Below are 23,451 nucleotides of genomic sequence, written 5' to 3'. Positions count from 1 at the left end.
GCAGTTGCAGTACCCGATTCGTGGCCCCACTTTGTTGACCGTTTGCGTGAGCAAACAGGAAACCCTCACAACCTTGCGTCATGCTCCAAGCAGCCAGGCCGGGAATAACGCCACCGCCGCACGGCCGCCGGGTGCGGTAGTGCGCCTACCCCACCTCAATGGGCTGCCTGCCCAGGACCAGCGAGTCCAGCGCATCGAGCACGGAGGCATCGTGGCAGGTATCAAACTTGCGGGCCCAGAATCGGCCCGAGCTAAGCAGTGCGGGCAGGTCGGCGCTGGTCAGCATCTTGGGAGTAGCACCGCCCGCCCGCCAGTCGATGTAGCGGAGGCTGTCGTTGCGGACCGAGGCGGCCAGCGGCGAGTTGAGCAGCACGGTGGGCAGCAGAAATTCATCGGAGCCCCAGGTGAGGCAGGCAAAGCGGTGCAGCCGGGGATTGGCCGCCATAAAATCGACCACGTAGCGGGCCGTCGCGCGGGCCAGGGTAAACCAGCTGCAGGTGGGGCCGCCGTAGAGCGGACCATCGAGGGGAAGCCGGCGCTCGGGCAGCAGGGTGTTGAGGGCGCGCTGCACCAAGTAGCGGCCAGGAAAGGAAAACTCGGTGAGGTGGTAGCGGGTGGCGCGCGTGCGGTTGGCCTGCCACCAAGCCCCATCGGAAGGCTCAGTGGCCAGAAACGACTCGCCCCGCCGCCCGGCCAGGAAAGCCAGCACCTGCGCGGGCGGCACCAGCGGGTAGTCCTGCCCGCTCAGCACGTTAATAAATTCACAGGCCGGGTTGCGGGTCAGGATTTCGCGTAGGCAGTCGACCGTATTCCGGGTCTGGCTGTAGCCGCCCCAGGTAATGGCGTTGCGGGTACGGGTGAAGTATACGCGGGGCCGGTCGCGCAGAAAGTTGAAGGGCGCGGCATCCGTTTTCCGGTCGAGGTGGATGTAGCAGTCCACGTCGGGATGGGCCAGGGCATCGAGCAGGCGGCCCAGCTGCTGCGGGCCCTTGTGAGCGATGATGAGGTGGGCGATTTTCATGATACGGGCAGAGTAGCAGATGGCTGAACTACAAGGCGGCCGCGCCAGCTGCCCAACAGGCGGCGCCCCGCAACCCAACCGGCCCGCAGCATCCCACTGGCCCGCACGGGCAGTTCACGCTGCAGCAGTTGGAAGCCGAACCCAAAGCCGACTAGAATAGTGGGCAGGCTGGCCAGGGCCACGCCGTAGATGCTGTGGGTGAAGTGAATGCCGATCAGGTCGCCGGCCACGTTTACGGCCAGCATCAGCAGCACCTTCAGCAGGTTGAGGTGGGGCCGGCCCAGCACATCGAGGGCCACGCCGGTGAACCGGTCGAGGGGAAACAACACGGCCATGCTGATGCTCAGGCGCAGCACGTTGGCGGCCTCGGTGCCCAGGTACTGCCGCCCGCCGATGAGGGCAATGGGCACTTCGGCCAGCAGCACCGTGCCCACTATCACGGGCAGCAGCGCCCAGGTGAGCAGGCCCGCCTGCCGCTCCAGCAGGGCGGCCAGCCCGGCCCGGTCGTGGCGGTTGAAGGCGGCCGACAGCGCCGGAATGGCCGTGGCCGTGACGCTGCGCAGCGGAATTTCAATGATTTCCAGAAAGCGCTGGGCCAGGTTGTACACGGCCAGCGCAGCCGGGCCCAGCAGCACGGTGATGAGTAAGGTATCAGAGCTGCGCAGCAGGTAGGAGCCGATGTAGCTGCCCACGCTGTACTTGCCGAAGTGGGCCAGCTCCCGCACCGTGGCCGCCGAGCGGTGGCGCAGGCTGCTCAGCCCGGTCCAGCCCAGGGCCAGGGCCGCCACGCTGCTCAGGGCGGTGGCTCCCAGGTGGCTGTACACCACCCGGGCCAGCGAGGCTTCGTGCAGCAGCCCCAGCGTGCCCACGCCCGCCAGAAACGTGAGCTGGGTGAGCAGACGCAGGGCAAGCAGGCGGCCAAAGCGCTGACGGGCCTGCTGGGCGCAGCTGGCCACGAAGCCCGGCAACGTGAGGGCGAACGAGAGCGGAAACCACTGCACGAACAGCGCCACGCTAGGGTTGGCGGCAGCCGGCATCGCCAGAGCAGCCAGCAGGCAAAGGCCGCCCAGGCCGGCCGTAATCAGGGCTGCCAGCACCCAGGCCGAGCCTATGACCTCCTTTGCACGCGCCGCGCCGGTGCCGGCGTAGGCCCGAATGAAGGCCGTGGTCAGAAACCCCGCCCGGAAGGCCTCCCCCAGCCCCAGCATCGAGAGGAAGAACACCCAGGCCCCCACCTCGGCCACCGGCAGCAGCCGGAAAAGCACCGACACCGACACCACGGTGAGCCCCGAAGCCGCCACGTTGCCGGCCAGCGACAGAAACTGGTTGGAGCGCAGGCAAGGCGTAAAGCGGGCAAAGAGCTGAAGCATAGGTTAGGACTGAAATTCTGCAGGTTATGCCGTGGCGACGGTGGCGCGTCGGGCCTTGTCCCAGGCGGCGGGCTGGGCGCGGCGCACGAAACGCCAGAAACCCTGGAACACGGCCACGTGCATGAGCGTGAAGTACAGCGGCACCAGCAGCCGCCCCGCCGGCCGGCCCCGACTAGCCAGCGCCCAGCCCAGCCCGGCCGCCGCGTAGAAGGCCAGCTGCCCGGCCAGCGCCAGCGCGTACACCCCGCCCTGGTTGGCGGCCAGCACCGCGCTCAGCGGCAGCAGCAGCGCCAGCAGCAGCGGCGTCAGGCTCCAGCGCAGCACCCGGTGCGAGGCGTACAGAAACGTGATCACCGGCTGCCGCACGGGGTTGAGCAAACCCGGCAGACGCGTCATGGCCTGCCAGCCCCCGGCACAGATACGCACCTTGCGCTTCAGCTCCTCCCTGAGCGAAAACGACGGCGGCTCGGTGGCGTAGGCGCCGGGCTCGTACACCACGCGGTACCCGTCGGCTACAATGCGCATGGACTGCACGAAGTCGTCGAGGATGGTGTCGGCCTCCAGCGGGCGGAACAGGGCCGTGCGGAAGGACACCAGCTCCCCGGCCGCGCCCATCAGGCTGCTGATGGCCGAGTCGCAGCGCTTGAGCAGCGACTCGTAGCGCCAGTACAGGCCCTCGCCGGCCCCGGCGGTGCTGCCGTCGGCCTGCACACGCTTCTCACCCGACACGGCCCCGACCCGCGGATCGGCGTAGTGGCGCACTAACCGGCGCACCGCCTCGGGGTTGAGCAGGGTGTTGCAGTCGGTGAACACCACGAAGGGCGTGCGGACGTGGCGGATGGCGCGGTTTTCAGCCATCGACTTGCCGGCCCGCTGGGGCTGGTGCAGATGCTGCACCAATGGAAACCGCGCCAGCACCCGCGCCGAATGGTCGGTGCTGCCGTCGGTGATGAAAAGCAGCCGCAGCTTGGCGCAAGGATAATCCAGGGCCAGACAGTTGCGGATTTTGGCTTCCAGGATATCGGCCTCATTGTAAGCCGGCACTACCAGCGTCACTTCGGGCTCGAAAGGCTCGGAACCGCCCGCCACTGCGGGGGCCGGGCGCAGTAGCCAGGCCCAGGCCCACACCACGCCGGCGTAGCCCACGTAGGTGTACAGCACCACGGCCAGAAACAGCCAGAACAAAGTCGTCAGCATGGTTTTTAGTTGTCAGTTATCGTTATTGGTTGTCAGTTGGTAGTTGCTGATTGTCAATGCAGACGAAACCAATGCGGCATTAACTGACAACTGACAACCAGCAACTACCAACTACTCCACCCGTTCCCACTGGCCGGTGGCGGGGTTGAGCTGGCGCAGCACCCGGGCGGGGTTGCCGGCCACCACCGAGTAGGCTGGCACGTCCCTGGTCACCACGCTGCCGCCGGCCACCACCGCGTGCCGGCCAATGCGCACGCCGGCCGTCACCACCACGTTGGCCCCGATCCAGACCTCATCCTCCACCACGATTTCGGCCGCCGTGCAGGGCTGGTCGCGGATGGGCCGGGCCGGGTCCTGGTAGCCGTGGTTCAGTCCGGAGAGCACCACGTGCTGGGCCAGAATCACGTGGTGACCGATGCGCACGGGCCCGATGAGCACGTCACCGATGCCGATGAGCGTGCGGTTGCCGATGTGAATGCCACCCATGCCGTTGGCCACCGTTACCTGGTCTTCCAGGATGGAGTCCCGGCCCAGGCTGAAGGCGTGGAAGGGCACCAGGTCGCGGCGGGCGCGGCGCACCAGCGAGCCGGGGGCATAATGGTGCACGAAGGGGTTAGCCAGCCACTTCATCCAAACCCGGGGCCGGGAGCGGCGGGGCTGAAACAGCAGCCAGGCGGCCAGCTTCTTCAAGTGCGGGCTGCGCTTGATGCGCCCGGCCAGCGCGGCCAGGCGGCCGGCAGCCGGGGCAGCAGCAGAATCCAGAGTAGCGGAGAGGGACATGATGCGGGGAGAAAAAGAGGATACATCAGCGGCGGGCGTGGGCGCGCAGGCCCATCCAGCAGCCAAAAACGAAACAGAGCAGTGCGGGCAGGGCCACGATTTCCCAGGGCATGGCTATTAGCGAACGGGCGCGGCCTGCCCGGCGCGGACGGCGTGCGGGGTGGGCAGAAACGAGAGGCGGGCGCGCTTCAGCCGCAGCAGGGCCAGCACCATCGCGCCCAGCGCCAGCGGCAGGTGAGTTAGCGCCCGCAGCACCGGCCAGCAGTACAGCCGTGCCGGCAGCGCCAGCAGCAGCGCCAGCCCGGTGCCGGCCAGCAGCCCGGCCCAGAGCAGCGGCGGCGGCCCCAGCGCCAGCCCGGCCGCCTGCAATCCGCCCGTCAGCAGCAGCAGCGCGCCCAGCAGCCCCAGCAGCAGTACCCGCGGCAGCAGCGCCGACTGGAGAATCTTGTCGCCGAAGGCGTGGTTGCCGCGCCCGAGCTGGCCCAGCCCCTCGCGGCCGTACTTGCACAGAAACTCCCACTGCGCGGCCATCCAGCGGGTACGCTGGGTGCCGAAGGCGGCCGCGCTGCCGGTCTTCTCATCGAGCACGTGGGCCGTGGGCAGGTAGGCAATGGGCGTCCCGGCGCGTAGGATGCGGAAGTCGATTTCCTTGTCCTCGCCGGTGGTTTCGCCGATGTCGTGGAGCAGGTGGCGCAGGTAGCCGTAGTCGAAGGCCATGCCCGAGCCGATGAGCGAGGCCGACAGCCCGAGCCGGGCGTGGCCCAGCCGGAAGATATGGTTGTTGATTTCCTCGTTGCAGGCGTCGAGCACGGCAAAGGGCGAATCCAGGTTTTTTGCCATGCGGTGGCCCTGCACCACCCGGTAGCCGACGGCCAGCGCGGCATCAATCTGCGGCAGGAAATCGGGGGCCATTTCGTTGTCCACGTCCAGTACCACGGCCGCGTCGAAGGCCGTGGGGGGCAACGCGGCCAGGGCGGCGCGCAGGGCCTTGCCCTTGGTGCTGCGGGCAAAGGCCACTTCCACCACCATGACGCCTTCGGCGCGCAGGGCGGCCACGGTGCCGGGGCGCAGGCCGTCGGCCACCACGCACACCTCGGCCAGCCCGGCGTAGGCGCGGGCGCAGGCCAGGGCCGCCGGGGCCGTTTCCCGAATCACGGCATCGGCGCGGTAGGCCGGCATCAGCACGCAGAACCGGCGCGGGGAAGCGGGCTCCGGGGCCGGGGCGGCCACTGCCCTGCGGCGGGCAGGCAGGTGGCCGGCCAGGGCGAAAATCAGCAGGTAGAGCACGTTGAACACGGCGTAGGCGGCGGCCACGTACAGCGGCAGGCTGGCCAGCAGCAGCAGGGTGTTAGTCATGGCGGAGGATGCGAATGGATTTGGCGGGCACGCCGGCAACCAGCGTGTAGGGCGGTACATCCTTGGTGACCACCGCCCCGGCGGCCACCGCCGCGCCCCGGCCGATGTGCACGCCCTTGAGCACCGTGGCCCCCGTGGCCAGCCACACGTCGTCGTCGATGCGGATGGCGGCGGCGCGGCCGGGGGCATTGTGGTCGGCGGCATCGTGAAAGTCGTCGTCCAGAATCACCACGTTGGGCCCGATGCGCACGTTGCGGCCGATGTCCACGCCCACGCTCACCGAGATGTGCACGCCGTTCAGGCGGGTGTTGTCACCCACACGTAGCGTCGCACCACGGCCCACGAACAGCTTCACCGGGCTCACCTCCGACCACACCCGCACCTCGTGGCCGAGCACGATGCGCCCGGCGTTGCGCAGCCGGGGCCGCCCCTTCACCGATACCAGCCGGCCCCGCTCCACCCCGCGCAGGTAGTAGCGGGCGGCCACCAGGCGGCCCAGGCCCGCGCACAGATCCTGCAGCAGGCCCAGCCACAGGCCGGGGCCGGCCAGCGTGGGCTGCTGCTGCTGCAGTCGGGCGAGACGGCGCTGCAGCAGGGGCGTAAAGCCGGTGAGGGAAGCGGAAATCATGGTCGCGAGAGGTTAGGGGTAAGAAAACGCGGCGGCGGCATCAGGCCGCCAGAAACTGGTTGTGGTGCACGTTGCGGGGCCGCAGGTGCCAGCGCAGGCCGCGCCAGAGGGCCCGCAGGTGGTCGGTCTGCCGGCTCAGCCCGAAGCGCAGCGCGTGCCGGGGCACGGCCAGCAGCAGGAAGTACAGCGCCCCCACCCAGAACTGCAGCCCGCGCAGGTTGCGGCGCATGTACAGCAGCCGGTTGCGGTACTGGTAGTGGGTTTTGAGCGCCGAGGCCCGCCCCACCGATACCGATTCCTTGTGATACACCGTGGTGCTGCCCACGTAGTGGCACTCGTAGCCGGCGCGCTGCACCATCTGGCACCAGTCGTGCTCCTCGTAGTAGAGAAAGTACTGCTCCGGCATCAGGCCCACCTGCCGGATAACGGCCATGGGCAGCAGCATGCAGGCCCCGTGCGCCAAGCCCGTGCGGTAGCTGCCGTTGTGCTGGCCCCGGTCGGGCTCCTGGCTGCCGATGGTGCGCCCGCGCCCGGTCCAGGGGCTGATGCCCGCGCAGCCGGCGTACTGGATGAGGCGGCCGGGCGAGTGGTGGAACACGATTTTGGGCGAGACGATGCCGGCGCGCGGGTGGGCCCGGAACGCGGCCAGCAGCGGCTCCAGCAGGCCGGGCTCCACCTCGGTGTCGTTGTTGAGGAAGAGCACGTAGGCCCCGCGGGCGGCGCGCAAACCCAGGTTGTTGCCGCCCGCAAAGCCCAGATTCTGCGCTGAGCGCAGCAGCCGTACCTCCGGATACTGCTCGGCAATCGGGGCGGGGTCTTCCGTGGGCGAGGCGTTGTCCACCACAATCACCTCCACCCGCGGGTAGGTAAGGCGGCGCAGCGAGGCCAGCATCTCGCAGGTCACGCGGGCGTTGTTGTAGCTGATGGAGACGATGGAAACGAGCGGCGGCGTAGACATGGACGGAAACTAAGCCGCCGCCCGCCCAACTGCCCGAAAGTTTACCAGATGCCGGTTTTCCGAACCCCAACGCCCCGTTTTTGTAAGTAGGGGTTGTAGAATGAAACGGGGTGCTTTTAAAGGATAGATCAAAGTCAGACCTGCTCTTTATGCGTTTCCTTTCGCACGGATGACCACGCTGCGATGATGAGCAGTGCAGCTCGTTGGCTGATGGGCAGAGGTGTGAGGTTGCGGAAGCCCAGCGAAAAGGGCCCGAAAGGCAAAACGAGAATATGTTTGCCCTGATGAAAACTGCTGCTGTTTCCTTTGCGCTCCTATGGGCGCAAACCTTCCAACTCCAACTCCACGCGTCGGTTCAATTGCCGATTCTCCGAGTCGTCGCTGGAGGCTGCTGGTTGGCTGGTGCCATAAGCCACTTCCATCACTCTTGCCGCTGACACACCCAGGTCACGCAGGTAACTGGCCACGGTAGCTGTCCGCTGCGCGCTTAACTGCTGCAAGTACCTGGCCGGGGCAGGGTGGTGGACAGGCGCTTCTCTGGCGTCGGCGTGACCTTCCACCCGAACCCGCAGCGCCGGCTGGTCCCGCAGCATACGGCCCAGTTTCATGAGCAAGGCCCGCCCCTCTGACCGCAAGGTGCGCTGGCGAACTGAAAAAAATAATGGCGGAACCGTAGCTGGCTCTATGATGGCACCGAACCCACTGGGGTCTTGGGTGTAGTCCATGAAAAAGCTCGCCCGCACCACACCTGCGACGGGCACTGACACGTCCCGGTGTGCCACCCGCTGCCCGCTATACTGCACGCCCATCCGGTAGGAGCGACAGCCAGAGACAAGCAGTAGATAGGAGCCATCCTGTTCTGTACAGACGCGGTACGGAGCGGCGACTGAGTCGTTTGCGGGGCGGCAGATTACCTCCGCCCCGCGCATGCCTATGATGCTATCCTGCTGGCTGTATACTCCTCCGCGCACGGAGACAGTTGGTATGGGACGGCCAGTTTGTACGAATGCTGGGCAGCACATGCGCAACAAGTACAGGAAAAACAGGAGAGGCCGCATCGGACAAGTTTGAATAAGGGGAATTAGCTGCAACCTCCATTCTTTGGAGCTAGTTTACAAAAACGGGCGATTACCAAAGCTCTATGGCAAGATTGAAAAGAGGAAACAATCGGCCTTCTTCATCACCCCGCGGCCGCAGAGAATCAGATTGATAAGCAGGAGCACGTAGTATCTCCGCAATGAACTGCTGCTGTAGCCCCTTGTCTGTGTTTAGTCGGTCGGCAATTTGCTCCATAAAGGTTGCCAAGTGTGTTGTGTCGGTGCTACTCCAGACAGGGTTATCGAGCCAGATGCGGAAAGAATATGCTGCCTTCACAGGTTGATGGTAGAGAAGAGTATCGAGGCCACCGGCGAGCACTTGCAACAGCGTTGAGTCTGATGCCCTCGCGTTTCCAAACATGAACACTAACTGGGGAATGGCTTCCCTTGCTAATAACTCAGCAGTCTGTTCATTCAGGGTGGTGTGTTCTATTGCCCGCGCCATGCGCAAACCTACTAACGTCGCAAATTTCCAGGCCTTATTTCTTTAGAAAGTGCTTTAGCGTAAAGAGCCTTACATTACCCTAAAACAAACAGCGCTCTGTCATGACACATGTGTTCTTCTTATGGCATACTCACGAAGACGAGGATTTACCAAGCGGCGAGGATGTCAAACTCTTGGGAGTCTACTCCAGCTACCTAAAGGCTGAAGAAGCCTTAGACGCCAGCTTAACACAGCCAGGCTTCAGAGACCAGCCAGCAGGGTTAGAGATTTCTACTTATGAGCTAGATAGGCGCGAGTGGACGGAAGGCTACATCACGGTGCGGGAAGAATAACCTACGCCACAGAAGTTCAACCAAAGGGTCGGGATCTCCAAAACGAGCCCATATATGGACGCAAGGTCGTTGTCAATTCGCTACTGTCCTCCACGGCAATGCTTTCTACTTGCCGGAAAATCCCATTAAAAAAAGGCAGGCGCTCAATCTCTAAAATGTCGTGTTGCAGGGCTGATGGTATTTCGCCTTCTGACTGTTTCATCTTTCGATAAGGTCCCGCGTGGGGCTGCAAATCGAATATATAAAGTCCCTGGCTGGCAAAGTCTTTCCACACGTCGAGGGAAACCATATGGGGTAGCTCGATGCTAAGCGTGGCGCGGTCGTGGTTCTGAAAGTGTGGCTGGACGCTAAGGGGGCACGGGCCCTAGGCAACACATTTACTGACGCTGTGCGGGTTCACCCGGAAGTGTCGTTCATCTCTATTCACCCTACCGGGCGCTTGCTAGTCGGCTCCGCCGCCCTGGATCCGCTAACCGGCGTCCCGCTTACCGAGGGCGTGTCTTGCCTACTGGTGCCCGGCCTGACGGGAGCAGCCCCGGCAGGTTTGCCTGGCACGCTCCTAAACCCAGGAATACCAGCTACGATAGAGCCGAGCATTTTCCCGGTGCCAGCCACCGGCGTGGTGACGGTACGAGCCGGTAGTGCAGCCACATCCGGGCTTATCGTGACTGTTTTTGACGCAGTGAGCCGGAATGTATGGCAAGGTGCATCTTCGGCTAGCCAACTCACTGTACCGGTGGCTACATGGGCATCTGCTACGTACACCGTCCGCATTGTCGTCTCATCCGGCACGTTTCATCATCTTCTGCTCATTCGGCGCTGATCAAACCGGCTCACTCGTCGACTAAGTAGTCAGACTTGACCTAGCCAACACACTCATCTACACGCAAACTAAATGAGAGAAGTAGTTCAAGCTAAAGTTTACAAATGAATCCCTCCAAAGGCTGCACTCGACCAGCAGAGAAGCGGTGGTGGAATAAACAGCCTATTCATCTCCTATCTGATGCAGTGTGATGCGGCCCGTGGTTTCCAGCAGCGCAAACTGCTGGCGGTTGATGGTGCGCAGCACGGCGACGGGTATGTGTTCCAATTCAATAAGCCGGATCTGCTCGTATCGCTGTTCCTGCATCCGAAGCAGCACGGCGGTCGAATCATCAAGCATAACCAAGTGTTCTGCGCTCACGAACTGCATGTCACCAGTGACCATGAAGTTGGGGGAGTAAACGGGTAGCGGTTCCTTGCTAATTCGTTGGTGAGGTTCCCAAAGCAGCAGGTTGAATGGTGTAAACACCGCTAGTTGCAGCTTCGGCGTGTAAGAAGACCACGCCATCTGAAAAGCCTGGGAATCCTCGGCTACTTCATGCACTTGGCTGATGCCTTTTTCAGCCCACCGCACTGCGTAGTTACCCCAGCAACTGTAGTAGTATCCGTCCCGATAGAGCAACTCGTCGGGCCATTCCTGCTCACCAGCATCAATGGAAACTGCTAGTTGGGCATAAAAGGGAGGCAGTCCTTGGCCCCCTGCCAGGTACCGTTGCACGGTAATGGTAGCTGCCTGCAGGTGCGCCGTGGCTGTCATGCCACCGGGCAGCAAACAAACCCGAGCAGGCCAGGGGGGAAGCCAACTCGGGCACTCCACGGTGAGAGCAACGGAGAAATACTTATTTCTAGGTAACCGCTTGGTTTCCAAAACAACCGCCTCCGATGTGCGCAGCAGAATGGTGTTGCCGTGCTGTTCATCGGCTATGAGCAACACGTATACCCCGCTCATGTCCGCCAGCCAGGAATGGTATTCCACATGGCCGTACCAGTTGCCGCGCGCTAAGTGCAGCCGGTTGTCGCGCGTGCCTATAGCGACCCACTGGTGGCCGTGCGTCACCGCACTTATCCACTCAATGGTGGCATCCAACTGCGGAGCCGATGAGGAGGATAACAGCTTAGAAGTAGCCAGTGGGCGTGGCGGCTGGCGGCTGGCGAAGCGGCTGCAATCGGCCGAAATCAGCCGGTCATCGGGCAGGAAATGGCGCAGCAGGGGCAGATACGCCATGTTGCCAGCAGTGGCTTCAGTGCCCACCACCTCATAGGCAATGTCGCGGGAGGCGGTGAGCAGCTCCGGGGCCGGATGCTTTTCGTTGACGGTGGCCAGCACCTGCAATAGCGGTATCCGCTGAGCAGCGGAAGTATGCTGCTGAAAAACCTGTTGAACGTGCGCACTCAGGTTCGCTGCTGACTGGGCGGCCAGCACGTCGAAATACTGCCGCAGGCACACTTCGGGCTGCTTAGAACTGGCCCAGCCATCAAGCAAAACAGTCTGCGCCCGGCAGGCATCGGCCAGCTTATCGGCCAGCAGGCGAGCAGCCGCGGGGTGGTCCTGGTTACCGAGAAACAGGCTCACCCCACGCTCGTAATGGCGGGCGGCCAGTTCGGTTTGGCCGAGTAGCTGGTACAGGTCGCCGGCTTTTTCGTGCTCCCTGAGCTCAGTGTAGATTTCGGCGGCTTCGAGCAGCAGGCCGCCGTGCTCCAGGCACTTAGCGGCAGCCGGAAGGTTTCGAAGGTGGTCTTTGTGGAGGGCGGCGGCTTCGCGATAGAACCCGCCCTGTTCCAAGGCATTGGCCGCGTTCTGGTAGTCGCCGAGCAGGTGGGCATAGATGTAGGCTGCTTTTTTGAACCGGCCGGCCGCGATTTCCCGGGTGGCGGCGGCGCCATACTGCAGTCCCAGGTTGTGGCGGTAGGCATCGAGGTTCCAGGTATCCACCCGGCCGCCCCCGCCCAGGCCGCCGAGGTTGAAATTGGTAGACCGGAGGCCCAGCCGGGCCGATTGCGGCGCGGTGCCACGGTCCTGGTAGGGGCCACCCAGTGGAATGGCATATTTCAGGGCTTCCTCCGTATTCTCGCTGAACAGGCGCAGCAGCCGCTCAATCTCGTTCTGTCGCTTTTGCTCCAGGTTGTCAATGCGGCCTCCCAACCAGTTCTCCAGGCGTTGAAATATGCCCGGCCGGGCCGACGTGACGGGCCGGGTGGGGATAGTTTGGTTCGCGTCTTTATTTGAAAAGCTGCGCCAAATCCGTACGATTAGCAGTGTCAGTGGCACAATCAGACCACCAAGACTACCCTGACCAAGTTGCGAGACTACGCTAGCCAGAAGGGCAAACGCCATGACCACCAGCAGCACCATGCCCAGCACTCCCACGACGGGCGCTGCCGGCAAGCCCGGTAGCCACCGGATCATGGCCAGTACCGCTGTCAGCAGGCGGTGACGCAGACTGTTAAAGGCTTTCCGCACGGAACCGGGCTGGTTCTTGGCTAGTCCTGGCAGCTGCGCCAGCGGCACGGTGCCCACGTCTGACTGAAACGATTCCAGCACTTCGGCCACAGTGGGAGCCAGTACCCGCACCTGCTGCAACCGGGGCTTGGGCACAATACCCGGCCGGGCGCGGCTCCAGTCGGTGGCGCGCGGCGCGGTACAATCGAGCAGCGTAACCAGGCTCAGCTCGTCCTCCGTGTCGAAGCCAACCAGGCCGATGCTCGGGTGTAGCAGCTGCCGGGGCCAGAGTAGGGCGGCAGCCAATTCGTCGGGGGCGGTGGCGGGCCAGAGAGTAGCTTGCACGGGCACGAAAAGCCGCCCGTCTGCTTCGGCGCCGTAGGGTTCCAGCACATCGGCGGGCAGTGGGGCCGCGGCTACCACGAACAAGCCGGCCACCTGCACCGAGCGGATGGACTCGGGCACGAGGTAGCAGGCCAATTGGTGGATGGGCAGGTTCCAGCGGCTTAGCTCGCGCAGCCACGCCGCTGGGTCGGAGCCCCGCAGGAAGGCCGCGCTGGCTGGGCGCTGCGCCGTTTCGTGATAACTGAGCGTGAGGAGCATAAACTAGCCAAGGTGAGCGATGAAGCGTTGAAGATACTGCCGGTCAAATTCCAGCACGGAAAGGTGCCGCGCCGGATTCGGACCGGTGAAGTACGGGGAACCGCACACGGCGCCATCGGCGGCCCAGGCGGCGGTGGGCTGGCCCAGCACGAGCACCAGCGTGATTTCCGGCACGGTGGCGTCGGCACTGCGCAGGTGCAACAGGCCGCGGGGGTCCAACAATCCCCCGCTCCCGTCGGGCCAGGCGAAGCGCCGGAAAAGCAACTGCTCGTTCGCCAGGAGCGGGAAGCCCTTCGGGTCAACCTGAATTACATGGCGCAACACCTCGTCGCTGACGGTGCTGATATTCTTGCTCATCAGCTGTAGCTCGTGCGTCAGCGTGCTCGGATTGCTGACCAGCAACAGTGCGTGCCCCTCAATTACCAGCGCATTTCGGTTGAGCACCCCCAGATAGTTCACCCGGTGCAGCACGTTGAAACCTGAGTTAATGTGGCGTTTGACGTGGCTGAAATTGGGGCGAAAAGCAGAAGCAGTCTGCGCAGGAAAAATAGAACTGCGGCGGTCCCGGATTTCCCAGCGCCGGCAATCAAACACCAACGTACCCTCGGCGCACTGCACATGGTAACACCCGTCTTTAAACACCACTGGCAGGGCATCTTTAAGCGGCGCGACCTCCGCCGTCAAATCCACCATTTCAACCTCACCCGTAGCCGTTATAAAGGCATAAATCCGCAGCAGCTGGCGCGCGCTGACGAGGACGTACACGGTGCCGAATCCATCGCTCCCGAAATGATAAGCGCCGGATTCAATCTCCGGCAGCAATTCCCGCGCCCCGGTGTCCTTGCTGGGCCAGAACAATACGCGCTGCCGATCCGTGATGCTCAGCACGCCGACTTTTGCCGCGTAGAACGTATTATTAATGGAGACTCGCAGACCCGTCACGGGGTAGTATAGTGGAGCCGGCACCTGCTGCAGGAAGGCGGGCCCATCGGTGGGCGTCCGAAACAGCAGTGGTTGGCGCGGCGCGGCTGTGAATAGCAGTGCCTCCAAATCGTAGCGGGCGGTACTGGCCAGCGTGCGGTGGCCGTTCTGGTACTCGTAGAGCTGCAATTCGCCGCTGCGCTCCACCGTGAGCAGAAAGCGCAGCGCCGGGGCCGCTTCGGCCAATTGCCGGGCAAATGCCGCTTGATGCAGCAACTGCGCATCGGTGATGAGCAGGCAGTCGCCGGCAGCCGGCAGGGTACGCCCGAATTCCAGCAGGGCCGGGCCCGCGTGCGGGGCCGGGTCGAGCTGACCCAGGGCCGCCACCACGCCATCGAAGGTATCCAAGTTGAGGGGCGTGGCGAACTGGCCACCGAGGGCAAAAGCTGCCACCGGGACCGGCTGCTGCGACTGCCGCGAGTTGCGGGCCCAGGCCAGCGCGGCAGCCAGGCCAAACACCCGCGGCACGCCCCACATGCGCAGGGTCGTATCGAGCAACACGGTGCGGGGCTTCACGTCGGGCCGGGGTGGGGCTTCGCGGCGCATATACAGGGCCTCGTTGTTCACGAGGCGGGCTAACAGGACGTCGTCGTCGTGGGCCAGCTCGCTGAGCAGCAAGCGGTCCAGGTTACCGCGGTTAGTCACGTCAGAAACGCCACCGATGGGCTGGTCGCTGGCGCCCCGGGCGTGCAGCGGAATGCGCAGCGCCGCTACCAGCTGCTGAGTGAGGCGGGCCAAGCCGGCCGTGCGCGGGTCCCGGGCCAACTGGTCGAGCAGGTCGGCAGATTCCGGCGCAACCGACGTGGGCTCGGGCAGGACGGGCGCGGGCAGCGGCTCGGGCAGCTTGTCGAGGCCGGTGCGCAGGTGCAGCGCCAGGGCTTCGGTGGTAGGAAAGCGGTTGAGCGATTGGGCCAGACAAGTCAGCTCGTTCGAGAACACCCGACGGGTAACCGCGCTACGGCTGAAATGCAGCACCGAATCTGAAAGGCCGCTATTCCATTCGTCCAGCAGGGCTGATGCCATTTCCGCGCTAATCTGCGGCGCTTGCGCGCTAAAAACTTCGCGGAACAGATGCAGCTTGGGCTCCCCCGTTCGCAAGTTTGCAGGCAGCGCGCTGACCACCCCCAAGAACTGCAGCACATGCTGGGTTTGCCATTCCAATGCCGCTTCGCTCGGGTCGTCGGACTCAACCGGCAATTGTTGCCAAGAGTGTTTTATGACCGAGATATTGTCATTAGGCTCTGACCAGCTATCCGCACAGGCCGCCAGCAACAGGAGCACCGAAGCAAGCGGGGGCAGGCCGGATTCGGTCAAGCCCCGCAGCACTCGGGCCAATTCCTCGCGGTAGCACAGGGTATCCCCACTGCGCCATTCCACTATTTTGCCTTTTTCTACCCACCGCCAGAATGAGTCCCTGGGATTACGGAAATAGCCTGGTGCCAACTCCCGTGCCGGTTTCACCTTGATGTCCTGTTCACTCATCGCCCAAAGTCCTCAACCGTGAGCCGCACCGCACTGCGCGTAACGGGTAGAATAGCCGCATTCGGCATCCGCTCCCAACTGCCATCGGCGGCGAAGAGCAGCACATCATCGGGGGACGACTGCAGTTTCTGCCGCAGTAAGGGCGCCAGCAGCGGCGCTTCGAAATCGAAGCCGGCGGGCAGCAGCAGGCCCTCACGCAGCCACAGTTCCTGGCCGGGCAGGGGCGGCAGGGGCGTGCCCAGCAGTAGCACCCGCGCGTCGGCCGCCACGGCGAAACGCAGACAATGGAGGCGGACTTCCGGAGCCGTTTCAGCGTAGGCATGCCAGGCAGCCAGGGTGGTGAGTAATCCGGCAGCGGCCACGGCACTGGCCGAAGGACGCAAACGCACGCGGTAAGACGGGATACCCTGGGCGGGCAGCGCCGCCGTGGGCAACTCCAGCGGCACGAAAACACGGAGGGGCTGCCAAGCCAACCCAACGGGCAGCCGGGCAGTAGGCGTGCGCTGCCCGTTTGGAAACAGCCGGCCCTCGGCATCGAGCCCGTAGATGGCCTCGGCCGGCAGGCCGCGCACGGGCAGCGGCAACTCGCCGACGGCGGGCAGTCCACCCAGCCAAAGCTGGCCGGCGATTTCGGCCGCTTGCAAGCCGGGCAGATGACGCACGCTGCCGAGGGTTTCGCGGTCAGTAGCGGCCAGCATGAAGACGCGCCCGGTTATCACGCCTGTAACACTTTTTGCCAGAGCGCGTCCAACGGCTCCTGCACGAAGGCACGCTGCTCGTCGTTGCCCAGCCACTGGGCGCGGCCGTGCAGGTAGCGCAACTGGTCCTTGATGGCGGTGCGCTCGGCGGGTGAGGTTTCGGGCAGGTCCCACTGGGCAGTGAGGGTGCCGATTTCACGCAGGAGGGCATCGGCATCCGGGGCGTCGTGGCCGGCAGCGCGGGGATGCTGGGCGGGCTGGTCGTCGGCATGCACCACGGCATCAACGATGCTGCCCACCACTTCGCGCTGCTCGTCGGTATCCCAGATGTAACGCAGCACCCACATGTCGGAGGCAATGACTGTGGTGCGGCGGCAGAGCAGGGCACTGGCGGCCAGCAGCCGCTGCAATTTCACGGCGCGACGGTCGGACACGGCCACGCCAGCCAGCCGCAGCTTGCGAATAAGGTCGGTGTAGAGCGCACGCACGGGGCGCAAGTCGACCAGCGGCAGGGCAGCCTGCAGGCGCAGAATGTCTTCGGCAGCAATCGTGGGGGCTTCCTCCGCACCAGGGCGTTCCAGGTTCCAGCCGGCTTCCAGTACCTCGGCCAAGGCATCGGGGGCCACGTAGTCGCAATGCACGCGCACCAGGAACCGGTCGAATAAGGCTTGCAGGGCGTCGTCCTCAGGCAGGTGGTTGCTGGCTCCCACCATGAGCAGGGCGGGCAGGGCACGGGTTTCACGGCCACGCCGGAACACTCGCTCGTTCAGCACCATCAGCAAGCTATTGAGGATGGCGCTGTTGGCGTTCAGCAGCTCGTCGAGGAACACGAGGTGGGCTTCGGGTAGCATGCCATCGGTATTGGTCACTAGGTTGCCCTCCCGCAGCTGACGAATGTCGAAGGGCCCGAACAGTTCGTTCGGCTCCGTGAAGCGGGTAAGCAGGTACTCGAAGGTTTTGCCTTGCAGCCGCTGGGCCAGGGCACGCACCAACGCGCTTTTAGCCGTGCCGGGCGGGCCCAGCAAAAACAGGTTTTCGCGGCCTACCAGGCAAAGGCACATCAAATCGATGATATCGTCCTTGCCCACAAACGTAGCCTTGAGGTGACCTGCCACGCGGTTGAGCTGCTCAACCAGAAGCCATTCTTCGGTTAGTAATTTTTCCATTTAAACAGGTAGCATAAAGGCCGCAAAATCGGGCCATAAAGTGGCGGCGTGGCCACCCAGTGCCGCGTGTACCAGCGGAGCCCAGTGCTTCTGGCTAGCCCGCACCCTGTCCTGCGCCCGGATGATGCGGTCGACGTAGGCCTGTCGCAGGGCCGAGTGCGCCAGCATAGCGGTATCAGCTTCGGCTCCAACGCAATCTGTGCCCACAGACGAAAACGGCCATTGCCGGGCCGTCGCCTGTAAGCGAACCACTAGCGCATCGCCGGGGGCTAGCCCTTTTGCTATTAGCAGCAAATCGGGCAGGTAGCGAAAAGTAAGGTCCGCTGAATAGATGGCAGCCGGGGTTTTATCGCCGGAGAAGTCGCGCAGCTTTTTGTGCACAACAGTTTCGTCTAGTTCACGCACCAGCGCCAGTTTCACGGCTTGGTAGAGGTAAGTCGCAGCCCACAGTGCTGCCTCAACATTGAAAGAGGGAGCCGTATGGGGCAACTCAGTGGCGTCTTCGGCATGGTAGTCGCGTAATAGGTTCTCGGCGGCGTGCAGGTCGGCCGGCTCGAACGAATCCGGCTGGCCGGTCAGCACGGTACAACCGGTAGTTAGCAACTCATGCAAAAAAACGGATAGGAGCATAACTCAAGCAACACAGAATCTTTCCAGAACTTTTAATTTTTTTGAGGCGATTACTGTGGGTAATGCAAAGCCGCACAAGTTCTTTAAAAATCAGTGAATTCATGTTCACGTGGCTGTTGGCCTACCAATGGGCTAAGCCCCTGCGCAAGCGCCGGTGAAACACGGCCATCTGTGAGGCGTAACGGCCAAGCAGCACTTCCAACGGTTCACTGACGCTTGCATCAAACACAACTTCCGCACATTCAAATTCGGAGAGGTGGTACGTCAATCCGGCCGAGGTGGGCGTTAGGTTGACTTTGTACAATAGTCGCCATATTACCCGGTAGTAAACAGAGTCCTCGCCCCTAGGCACAGCGGAGGGATATGACACGGAATCCATGTATGCCCACTCGGACAGGCTCGCAAAGGTGGTATCGGACGTGGCCGGGCTCGCAGACTTTTCTGATGTCAGATTCGCGGCGTACCAGCGTCGGGCCCAGGCGCGTTGTTGCGCGGGCGTGGCCCCGGCTACGGGCCAGGGGAGTAGGCCGTCAAAGACGATGTTACCCGAGATAGGGTGCCGTGGCCACTCTATACTAGGTTGCGCACCGACCAAACTAGGGCGTAGAAGCCAGCAGCAGCACAGGACAAGCAAGCACAGTCGGATAGCCATGCTTCAAAGCTAGCAACGCTGGGACAAGGATGTTCACCAAAACGGTCCTAGCTTGAACGCGCGCTGTTAAGTTGGAGGAGTGTTTCTTTACTGGCATGATTGACCGCTCAACCGGAGACTTGATTTTTGCCCCGTCGGTGCGTGTCTGCGTCGGCGATCAGCTAGAAACGGTTGCCTCTCTTGCGCTAGGCGAGGGCCATCAGGTGCAGGAGATGGGCACCGGGTGGACATGGTTGAGGACTCAGAACGTGCGCAGGGGAAGTCAGTACTTCTCTATCGGGTTTGCTTTTTATAACAACCGCTTAAGGCAAGTCATTTTGGGGTTTTCGCCCACTCGGCTCGAATTATCCAGCAGTTGGGATACGTGGTCGGAAAGCGCCGAGCGGCAGCGACTAGGGGAGTATGAGCAATGGGTACGCGACGAGCTAGGACAAGAAGGGCATTTCCCATGGGGCACCGTGGAGGTTGTATATGACGCAAAAGGTGGCAGTAGTGGTATATCCCTCCGTTACGATTAGGGCCGTTGCTAAACTGCCAAGTGGATTCAGCAAGACGAGACTGAATGGTTAAACGAGCGTTATTTAGACAATAAAACGAGCTTACAGCAAAACAGTATGCGAGCGGTCAGGTATGTGTTGATAGGGTTGCTGTGGCTCTAGCTGCTGGGGGTAGGGTTTCTCTGGCTCAGCTACTACGGGAGCGGACACAACATCCCCGCGGCCACCAACCGTGGCTTGGTCGTGATGACTCTGGCCAACGTCGCCCTGTTAGCCCTTTTGCGGGCAGGCATGCGGCGGGGCAAACGCGCCGCGGAACACGGCAAGGGCACGGGCTACTAGCGGTTGGCTCACATCCCATGGCGCCTGCCGGAGCGAACACGTGAGGCGCGCCCCGTTCTGGGTGAGAACCCGCAAGGAATATGCGAACGTTCAGCAAAACGATAGCGACTTAGTCATCATCTGCTGGGGTAAACGAAGAATCGCCCAGGTAGCCCTGGTTGCCCGAATTGTAGCGGTAGATGTCAACATCGGTAATCGTGCGGGTGTGGTACAGAAAGTCGATAGTCCGCAGGTCGTGCTCCAGTGCCGGGGTGGGGGCTTCCTCGTTCACGTCGACGTAGAGCACAATCTCCAGCACCGATTCCAAGTCGAAGCGCTCCTTGACCGCCGCAATAGCCCCAGCGTGGTCGTGGAGTTGGTCGACGATTTCGGTCACTAGGCGGTCGATGTCTAGCGGTTCGGTGCCTGTGGCCGTGGACAGCTCCCAGGCGCTGTATTGCCGCCGACGGTAGCCGTTGGGGGTGGGGTCGCCTTTCTGCCACGTCTGGGTGGGGGCAACACCCAGTTGGGCCGTAACGTGGCGGGGTCAAAGTGCTCCCCTTTCAAGGCAAAGTAGACGTAGGAACCGGAAGGGGGCAGGCGCATGGGAAACGAGTGAACGGGTTGGCCAATGTAGGGTGTTATTAAACAGATAGGGTAAAATCTCCGACTTATCTGGTTAGTGGGCAGCGTTCCGGCTCGGGTGGCGCTATAGCTTGACCAGACAGTTCTTTAGGAATGGCACTTGCCGTACTTCAGCTATACCCATCGAAGATGGTGGCCAACGGCATGTTCAGCGCGTGCAGGGGCAGAATGCGCACGTAATCGGCATTGTACATCAACGGCTGCCCCCCCCGGCTTGCCGTTGGCCACGTGCACGTCCTTCGCAGTGCCTTCTTACCGCCACCTGAACCTGCATGGCAAATCTGACTTCTCCGACCAACCCCTGCCGGCCGAGGCTCCGTTTGACATGGCCCTGATTGCCGCCTGGCAACCTCTAGGCAAACCGGCATTGGGCCGAGTCGGAGGTTTTATCCTATCTGTTTAACAACACCCTTTATTGCAGGAGGCTTTTTGCCTATCAAACAGACGTTTGTGCGCGGCTTACTGCACCTCAAACTTGACCGTGGCGCTGCCCCGGCCCAGCGCCGCGGACAGCCCGGCCGGGCTATCGACCCGGCCCATACGGGTGTAGCGATAGGACGTAGACAGCGGCTGGTAAAACAAAACCAGCGTATTGGCCCCGTAAAGCAGCAAATCACCCGCCTGAATGGAGCCGGGACTGACGGCGTTGGTGGGCAGGCTGGCCGGCAGGTCGTGGTATTTCTCGTTGCTGTTCAACTCAGTCATCGAGATGGTGAGGGGCAGCAGGGCCACGAAGGCGGTGGTCGTCGGGTTGTCCAGCAACGTAGCCGTGAACGTATCGGCGCCGATGCGGATATGGAGTTTCGTGCTCATAGTGAGTAGGGTGGCCGGGTTGGGGCCGGGCGCGTCGCTTTTGCACACGCTGGCCCCAACCAGAATCAAGAATAGCACCAGCAGGCATGGACGTTTCATGACTTCCAGGAAATCAGTGATGCGGCGGACTCGTAAGCCACGCACCAGCGGAAAAAACCTGCTTACACCGGCTGGCGCATGGCTTCCAGCACCTTGTCGGGCGTCATGGGTAGGGAGCGGAGGCGGCGGCCGGTGGCGTGGAAAATGGCGTTGCCCACGGCCGCAGCAGTGCCCACGATGGCAATTTCGCCGATGCCCTTTACGCCCATGGCGTTGATGTAGGGGTCGTGCTCGTCAATGAACTCCACGGTCATGTCCGGAATGTCGGCGTTGACGGGCACGTGGTAGTCGGCCAGGGTAGCGTTGGTGTAGCGGGCCAGGTTGGGGTCACGCACAGTCTGCTCCATCAGGGCCGCCCCAATGCCCATCGTGGCCCCGCCCAGCACCTGCGAGCGGGCGGTTTTGGGGTTCAGAATGCGGCCGCCGGCCACCACACTCACCCACTTGGTGATGCGCACGGTGCCCAGCTCCGGGTCGACGCGCACCTCGCAGAAGTGCGCCCCGAACGAGTACATGGCGTGGCCGCTTTCCTTGCCGGCCTCGTCCGGCTTGGCAGCGCCGGCCTGGGCCGCTTCGTAGCCCGCGCCGTACTTGCCCTGGCCGAAGCCTTCGAGGTCGGTCAGGCTGGCGCGCTTCATCACGCCCGCAAACTCCTCGCCTTTGGCCGGATTGGCTTTCAGCTGCAGACGGCCTTTCACCACTTCCACCTCCGCCGGCTTAGCGCGGAACAGCGGCGACTTGGCGTCCGTCACGGCCATTTTGGTGAGCTTCTGCCACAAGTCCTGCGCGGCGGTGTACACTGACGAGGCGAAGGTGCCGGCCCCCATCGAGCCGCCCGAAATGTTGGTGGTCGGCAGCGCCGAGTCGCCCAGCTCGAAGCGCACCTTGTCGGGCGCGATACCCAGGCAGTCGGCCGCCACCTGCGTAATGACGGTGTAGGTGCCCGTGCCCAGGTCGGTGGCCGCCACCTGCACCACGGCGTGGCCGTCGGCGAAGAGGCGCACGCGGGCGTTGCCCTGCGAGTCGTTCACCGGGTAGGTGGCCGTGGCCATGCCCCAGCCCACGAGGTATTTGCCGTCGCGGGTCAATCCGTTTTTGGGGTTACGCTTGCTCCAGCCAAAGAGCTCGGCGCCGCGCTGATAGCACTGCTTCAGGCTTTTGCTGCTCCAGGGCTGCCCGGTGGCGGGGTCCTTGTCGGCGTGGTTGACCAGCCGAATATGCACGGGGTCGAGGCCGAGCTGGTAGGCCAAATCATCCAGCGAGCTTTCCAGGGCAAACGAGCCGGGCGCTTCGCCGGGGGCGCGCATCCAGGTGGGCGTCATCACGTTGCCTTTCACCAGCTTGGTGGTGGCTTCGAAATTGGGGCACTGGTAGAGCATGCCCATGAATTTGCTGTTGGTTTCAGCGTAGTCGTCCCAGGGCGAGGTGGTCGAGGTCTTCTCGTGCAGCAGGGCCAGCAGCTTGCCTTGCTTGGTGGCGCCCAGCCGCAGGGTCTGCTCCTGGTCTTCGCGGTGGCCGACGCTGGTAAACATCTGCGGACGCGTGAGCACCAGCTTCACCGGCCGGCCCACGGCCTTAGCCGTGAGGGCCGTCAGCACGCTGTGGGGCCAGATGGGGCCTTTGCAGCCAAAGCCGCCGCCGAGGTACTTGGTGATGACGCGCACCTGCTCCATGGGCAAGCCCAGAATAGCGCTCAACGCGCGCTGCTGCCACGAGACGCCCTGCGTCGCGTCGTACACGGTGAGGCGGTCGGCAGCTTCCCAGTGGGCGATGGTGGCGCTGGGCTCCATCGGGCTGTGGTGGTTGGTGGCGTGGGTGTAGGTGGCCGTCACCTGAGCCGGCGCGGCGGCGAAGGCCTCGGCGGCCTTGCCGCGGCGCTTGGTGCCCTCAGCGTCGGCATCGGGCTTGCCGCCGGGATTGTAGCGCGGCGCTTTCTTATCCTGGTACGAGGCTACGGGGGCTTCCGCGGTTATGCTCACGCGCAGCTTGGCGGCGGCCTGCTGGGCGTGCTCCAGCGTGTCGGCCACCACAATGGCCACCGGCTGGCCTGCGTAGAATATCTGGTCCGACTGCAGTGGCATGAAGGTCATCTGCACCGCATAGCCGATGGCCTCCTTGCCTTCCTGGGTTTCGGCCGTCAGGGCCGGTTTGGGCAGGTTCTGGTGGGTGAGGATGGCCAGCACGCCCGGCTCGCGCTGAGCCGCGCTGAGGTCGAAGCCGGCCACGCGGCCCTTGGCCACGTCGCTGGTTTTGATGACGGCGTGCACCATACCCGGCAGGTGGTTGTACTCGGCCGAGTATTTGGCCGCGCCCGTGACCTTGGCCCTGCCATCCACGCGGCTTAGTGGCTGGCCGACGGCGACCGTTTGGGGAGGAGTTTCAAAGAAGGCGGATTCGGTATCCATGATTCGGGCTGTT

At 63.3% G+C, this 23,451-nt stretch carries 19 protein-coding genes and 1 pseudogene; 2 read left to right on the top strand and 18 right to left on the bottom strand.

From position 1 onward, the window contains the following. Nucleotides 1-145: 145 nt before the first annotated feature. The 9 genes from O9Z63_RS20595 to O9Z63_RS20560 all read right to left on the bottom strand — a co-directional run bounded on the left by O9Z63_RS20595 (nt 146) and on the right by O9Z63_RS20560 (nt 8,852). Nucleotides 146-1,021, bottom strand: coding sequence for a beta-1,6-N-acetylglucosaminyltransferase (locus O9Z63_RS20595; protein ID WP_270129329.1), 876 nt, complete (start codon nt 1,019-1,021; stop codon nt 146-148). Then, complete coding sequence (locus O9Z63_RS20590; protein WP_270129328.1) at nt 1,018-2,391, bottom strand: lipopolysaccharide biosynthesis protein; 1,374 nt, start codon at nt 2,389-2,391, stop codon at nt 1,018-1,020. The genes O9Z63_RS20595 and O9Z63_RS20590 overlap by 4 nt, the downstream gene beginning before the upstream one ends. A 24-nt stretch (nt 2,392-2,415) precedes the next feature. Beyond that, a complete protein-coding gene (locus O9Z63_RS20585) occupies nt 2,416-3,588 on the bottom strand; it encodes a glycosyltransferase family 2 protein (protein ID WP_270129327.1) in 1,173 nt (390 codons plus the stop codon). 111 nt (nt 3,589-3,699) lie between these two features. Beyond that, on the bottom strand, nt 3,700-4,368 hold the full coding sequence (locus O9Z63_RS20580; RefSeq protein ID WP_270129326.1) for an acyltransferase: 669 nt from the start codon (nt 4,366-4,368) through the stop codon (nt 3,700-3,702). Between the two features lie 117 nt (nt 4,369-4,485). Continuing rightward, complete coding sequence (locus O9Z63_RS20575; protein ID WP_270129325.1) at nt 4,486-5,724, bottom strand: glycosyltransferase; 1,239 nt, start codon at nt 5,722-5,724, stop codon at nt 4,486-4,488. Beyond that, entirely contained in the window at nt 5,717-6,352 is a 636-nt protein-coding gene (locus O9Z63_RS20570; RefSeq protein WP_270129323.1) for an acyltransferase, read from the bottom strand. Before O9Z63_RS20570 ends, O9Z63_RS20575 begins: the two co-directional genes overlap by 8 nt. 40 nt (nt 6,353-6,392) lie before the next feature. Beyond that, the gene (locus tag O9Z63_RS20565) at nt 6,393-7,310 is read right to left on the bottom strand and encodes a glycosyltransferase family 2 protein (RefSeq protein WP_270129321.1); all 918 of its coding nucleotides are present in this window, start codon (nt 7,308-7,310) and stop codon (nt 6,393-6,395) included. 314 nt (nt 7,311-7,624) lie between these two features. Beyond that, a complete protein-coding gene (locus tag O9Z63_RS21220; RefSeq protein WP_408613931.1) occupies nt 7,625-8,035 on the bottom strand; it encodes an OmpA family protein in 411 nt (136 codons plus the stop codon). A gap of 403 nt (nt 8,036-8,438) precedes the next feature. Then, a complete protein-coding gene (locus O9Z63_RS20560) occupies nt 8,439-8,852 on the bottom strand; it encodes a hypothetical protein (RefSeq protein ID WP_270129319.1) in 414 nt (137 codons plus the stop codon). Nucleotides 8,853-8,953: 101 nt separating this feature from the next. On the opposite strand from O9Z63_RS20560, the gene O9Z63_RS21255 reads away from it, so the two are divergent. Continuing rightward, nucleotides 8,954-9,184: a DUF7336 domain-containing protein gene (locus tag O9Z63_RS21255; RefSeq protein ID WP_456298823.1), complete on the top strand. Its 231-nt coding sequence runs from the start codon at nt 8,954-8,956 to the stop codon at nt 9,182-9,184. 16 nt (nt 9,185-9,200) lie between these two features. On the opposite strand, the gene O9Z63_RS20555 is transcribed toward O9Z63_RS21255, so the two are convergent. The 6 genes from O9Z63_RS20555 to O9Z63_RS20530 form a co-directional block, all read right to left on the bottom strand. Then, on the bottom strand, nt 9,201-9,473 hold the full coding sequence (locus tag O9Z63_RS20555; RefSeq protein WP_270129317.1) for a hypothetical protein: 273 nt from the start codon (nt 9,471-9,473) through the stop codon (nt 9,201-9,203). A gap of 696 nt (nt 9,474-10,169) precedes the next feature. Further along, nucleotides 10,170-13,049 (bottom strand): hypothetical protein, encoded by a 2,880-nt coding sequence (locus O9Z63_RS20550; protein WP_270129588.1) that lies wholly within the window; start codon nt 13,047-13,049, stop codon nt 10,170-10,172. A 3-nt stretch (nt 13,050-13,052) separates the two neighbouring features. Then, nucleotides 13,053-15,512 (bottom strand): hypothetical protein, encoded by a 2,460-nt coding sequence (locus tag O9Z63_RS20545; RefSeq protein ID WP_270129587.1) that lies wholly within the window; start codon nt 15,510-15,512, stop codon nt 13,053-13,055. Next, complete coding sequence (locus O9Z63_RS20540; RefSeq protein ID WP_270129585.1) at nt 15,509-16,210, bottom strand: hypothetical protein; 702 nt, start codon at nt 16,208-16,210, stop codon at nt 15,509-15,511. Before O9Z63_RS20540 ends, O9Z63_RS20545 begins: the two co-directional genes overlap by 4 nt. Nucleotides 16,211-16,227: 17 nt before the next feature. Beyond that, entirely contained in the window at nt 16,228-17,376 is a 1,149-nt protein-coding gene (locus tag O9Z63_RS20535) for an AAA family ATPase (RefSeq protein ID WP_270129583.1), read from the bottom strand. Continuing rightward, complete coding sequence (locus tag O9Z63_RS20530; protein ID WP_270129582.1) at nt 17,377-18,006, bottom strand: hypothetical protein; 630 nt, start codon at nt 18,004-18,006, stop codon at nt 17,377-17,379. Nucleotides 18,007-18,753: 747 nt separating this feature from the next. Between O9Z63_RS20530 and O9Z63_RS20525 the strand changes: the two genes are divergently transcribed. Then, nucleotides 18,754-19,176: a hypothetical protein gene (locus tag O9Z63_RS20525; protein WP_270129581.1), complete on the top strand. Its 423-nt coding sequence runs from the start codon at nt 18,754-18,756 to the stop codon at nt 19,174-19,176. 430 nt (nt 19,177-19,606) lie between these two features. On the opposite strand, the pseudogene O9Z63_RS20520 reads toward O9Z63_RS20525, so the two are convergent. From O9Z63_RS20520 to O9Z63_RS20510, 3 genes and pseudogenes are all read right to left on the bottom strand, one after another. Continuing rightward, nucleotides 19,607-20,011: pseudogene (locus O9Z63_RS20520) on the bottom strand (DUF4279 domain-containing protein); the annotation flags it as partial. A 569-nt stretch (nt 20,012-20,580) separates the two neighbouring features. Continuing rightward, nucleotides 20,581-21,033 carry a cyclophilin-like fold protein gene (locus tag O9Z63_RS20515; RefSeq protein WP_270129579.1) on the bottom strand — a complete coding sequence of 151 codons (453 nt, stop codon included), beginning with the start codon at nt 21,031-21,033 and terminating at the stop codon, nt 20,581-20,583. 62 nt (nt 21,034-21,095) lie between these two features. Beyond that, nucleotides 21,096-23,438, bottom strand: coding sequence for a xanthine dehydrogenase family protein molybdopterin-binding subunit (locus tag O9Z63_RS20510; RefSeq protein WP_270129578.1), 2,343 nt, complete (start codon nt 23,436-23,438; stop codon nt 21,096-21,098). Nucleotides 23,439-23,451 lie beyond the last annotated feature (13 nt).

Origin of the sequence: Hymenobacter yonginensis (assembly GCF_027625995.1) — a bacterium.
Classification (GTDB): domain Bacteria; phylum Bacteroidota; class Bacteroidia; order Cytophagales; family Hymenobacteraceae; genus Hymenobacter; species Hymenobacter yonginensis.
This window is presented reverse-complemented; position numbering and strand designations above follow the sequence as displayed.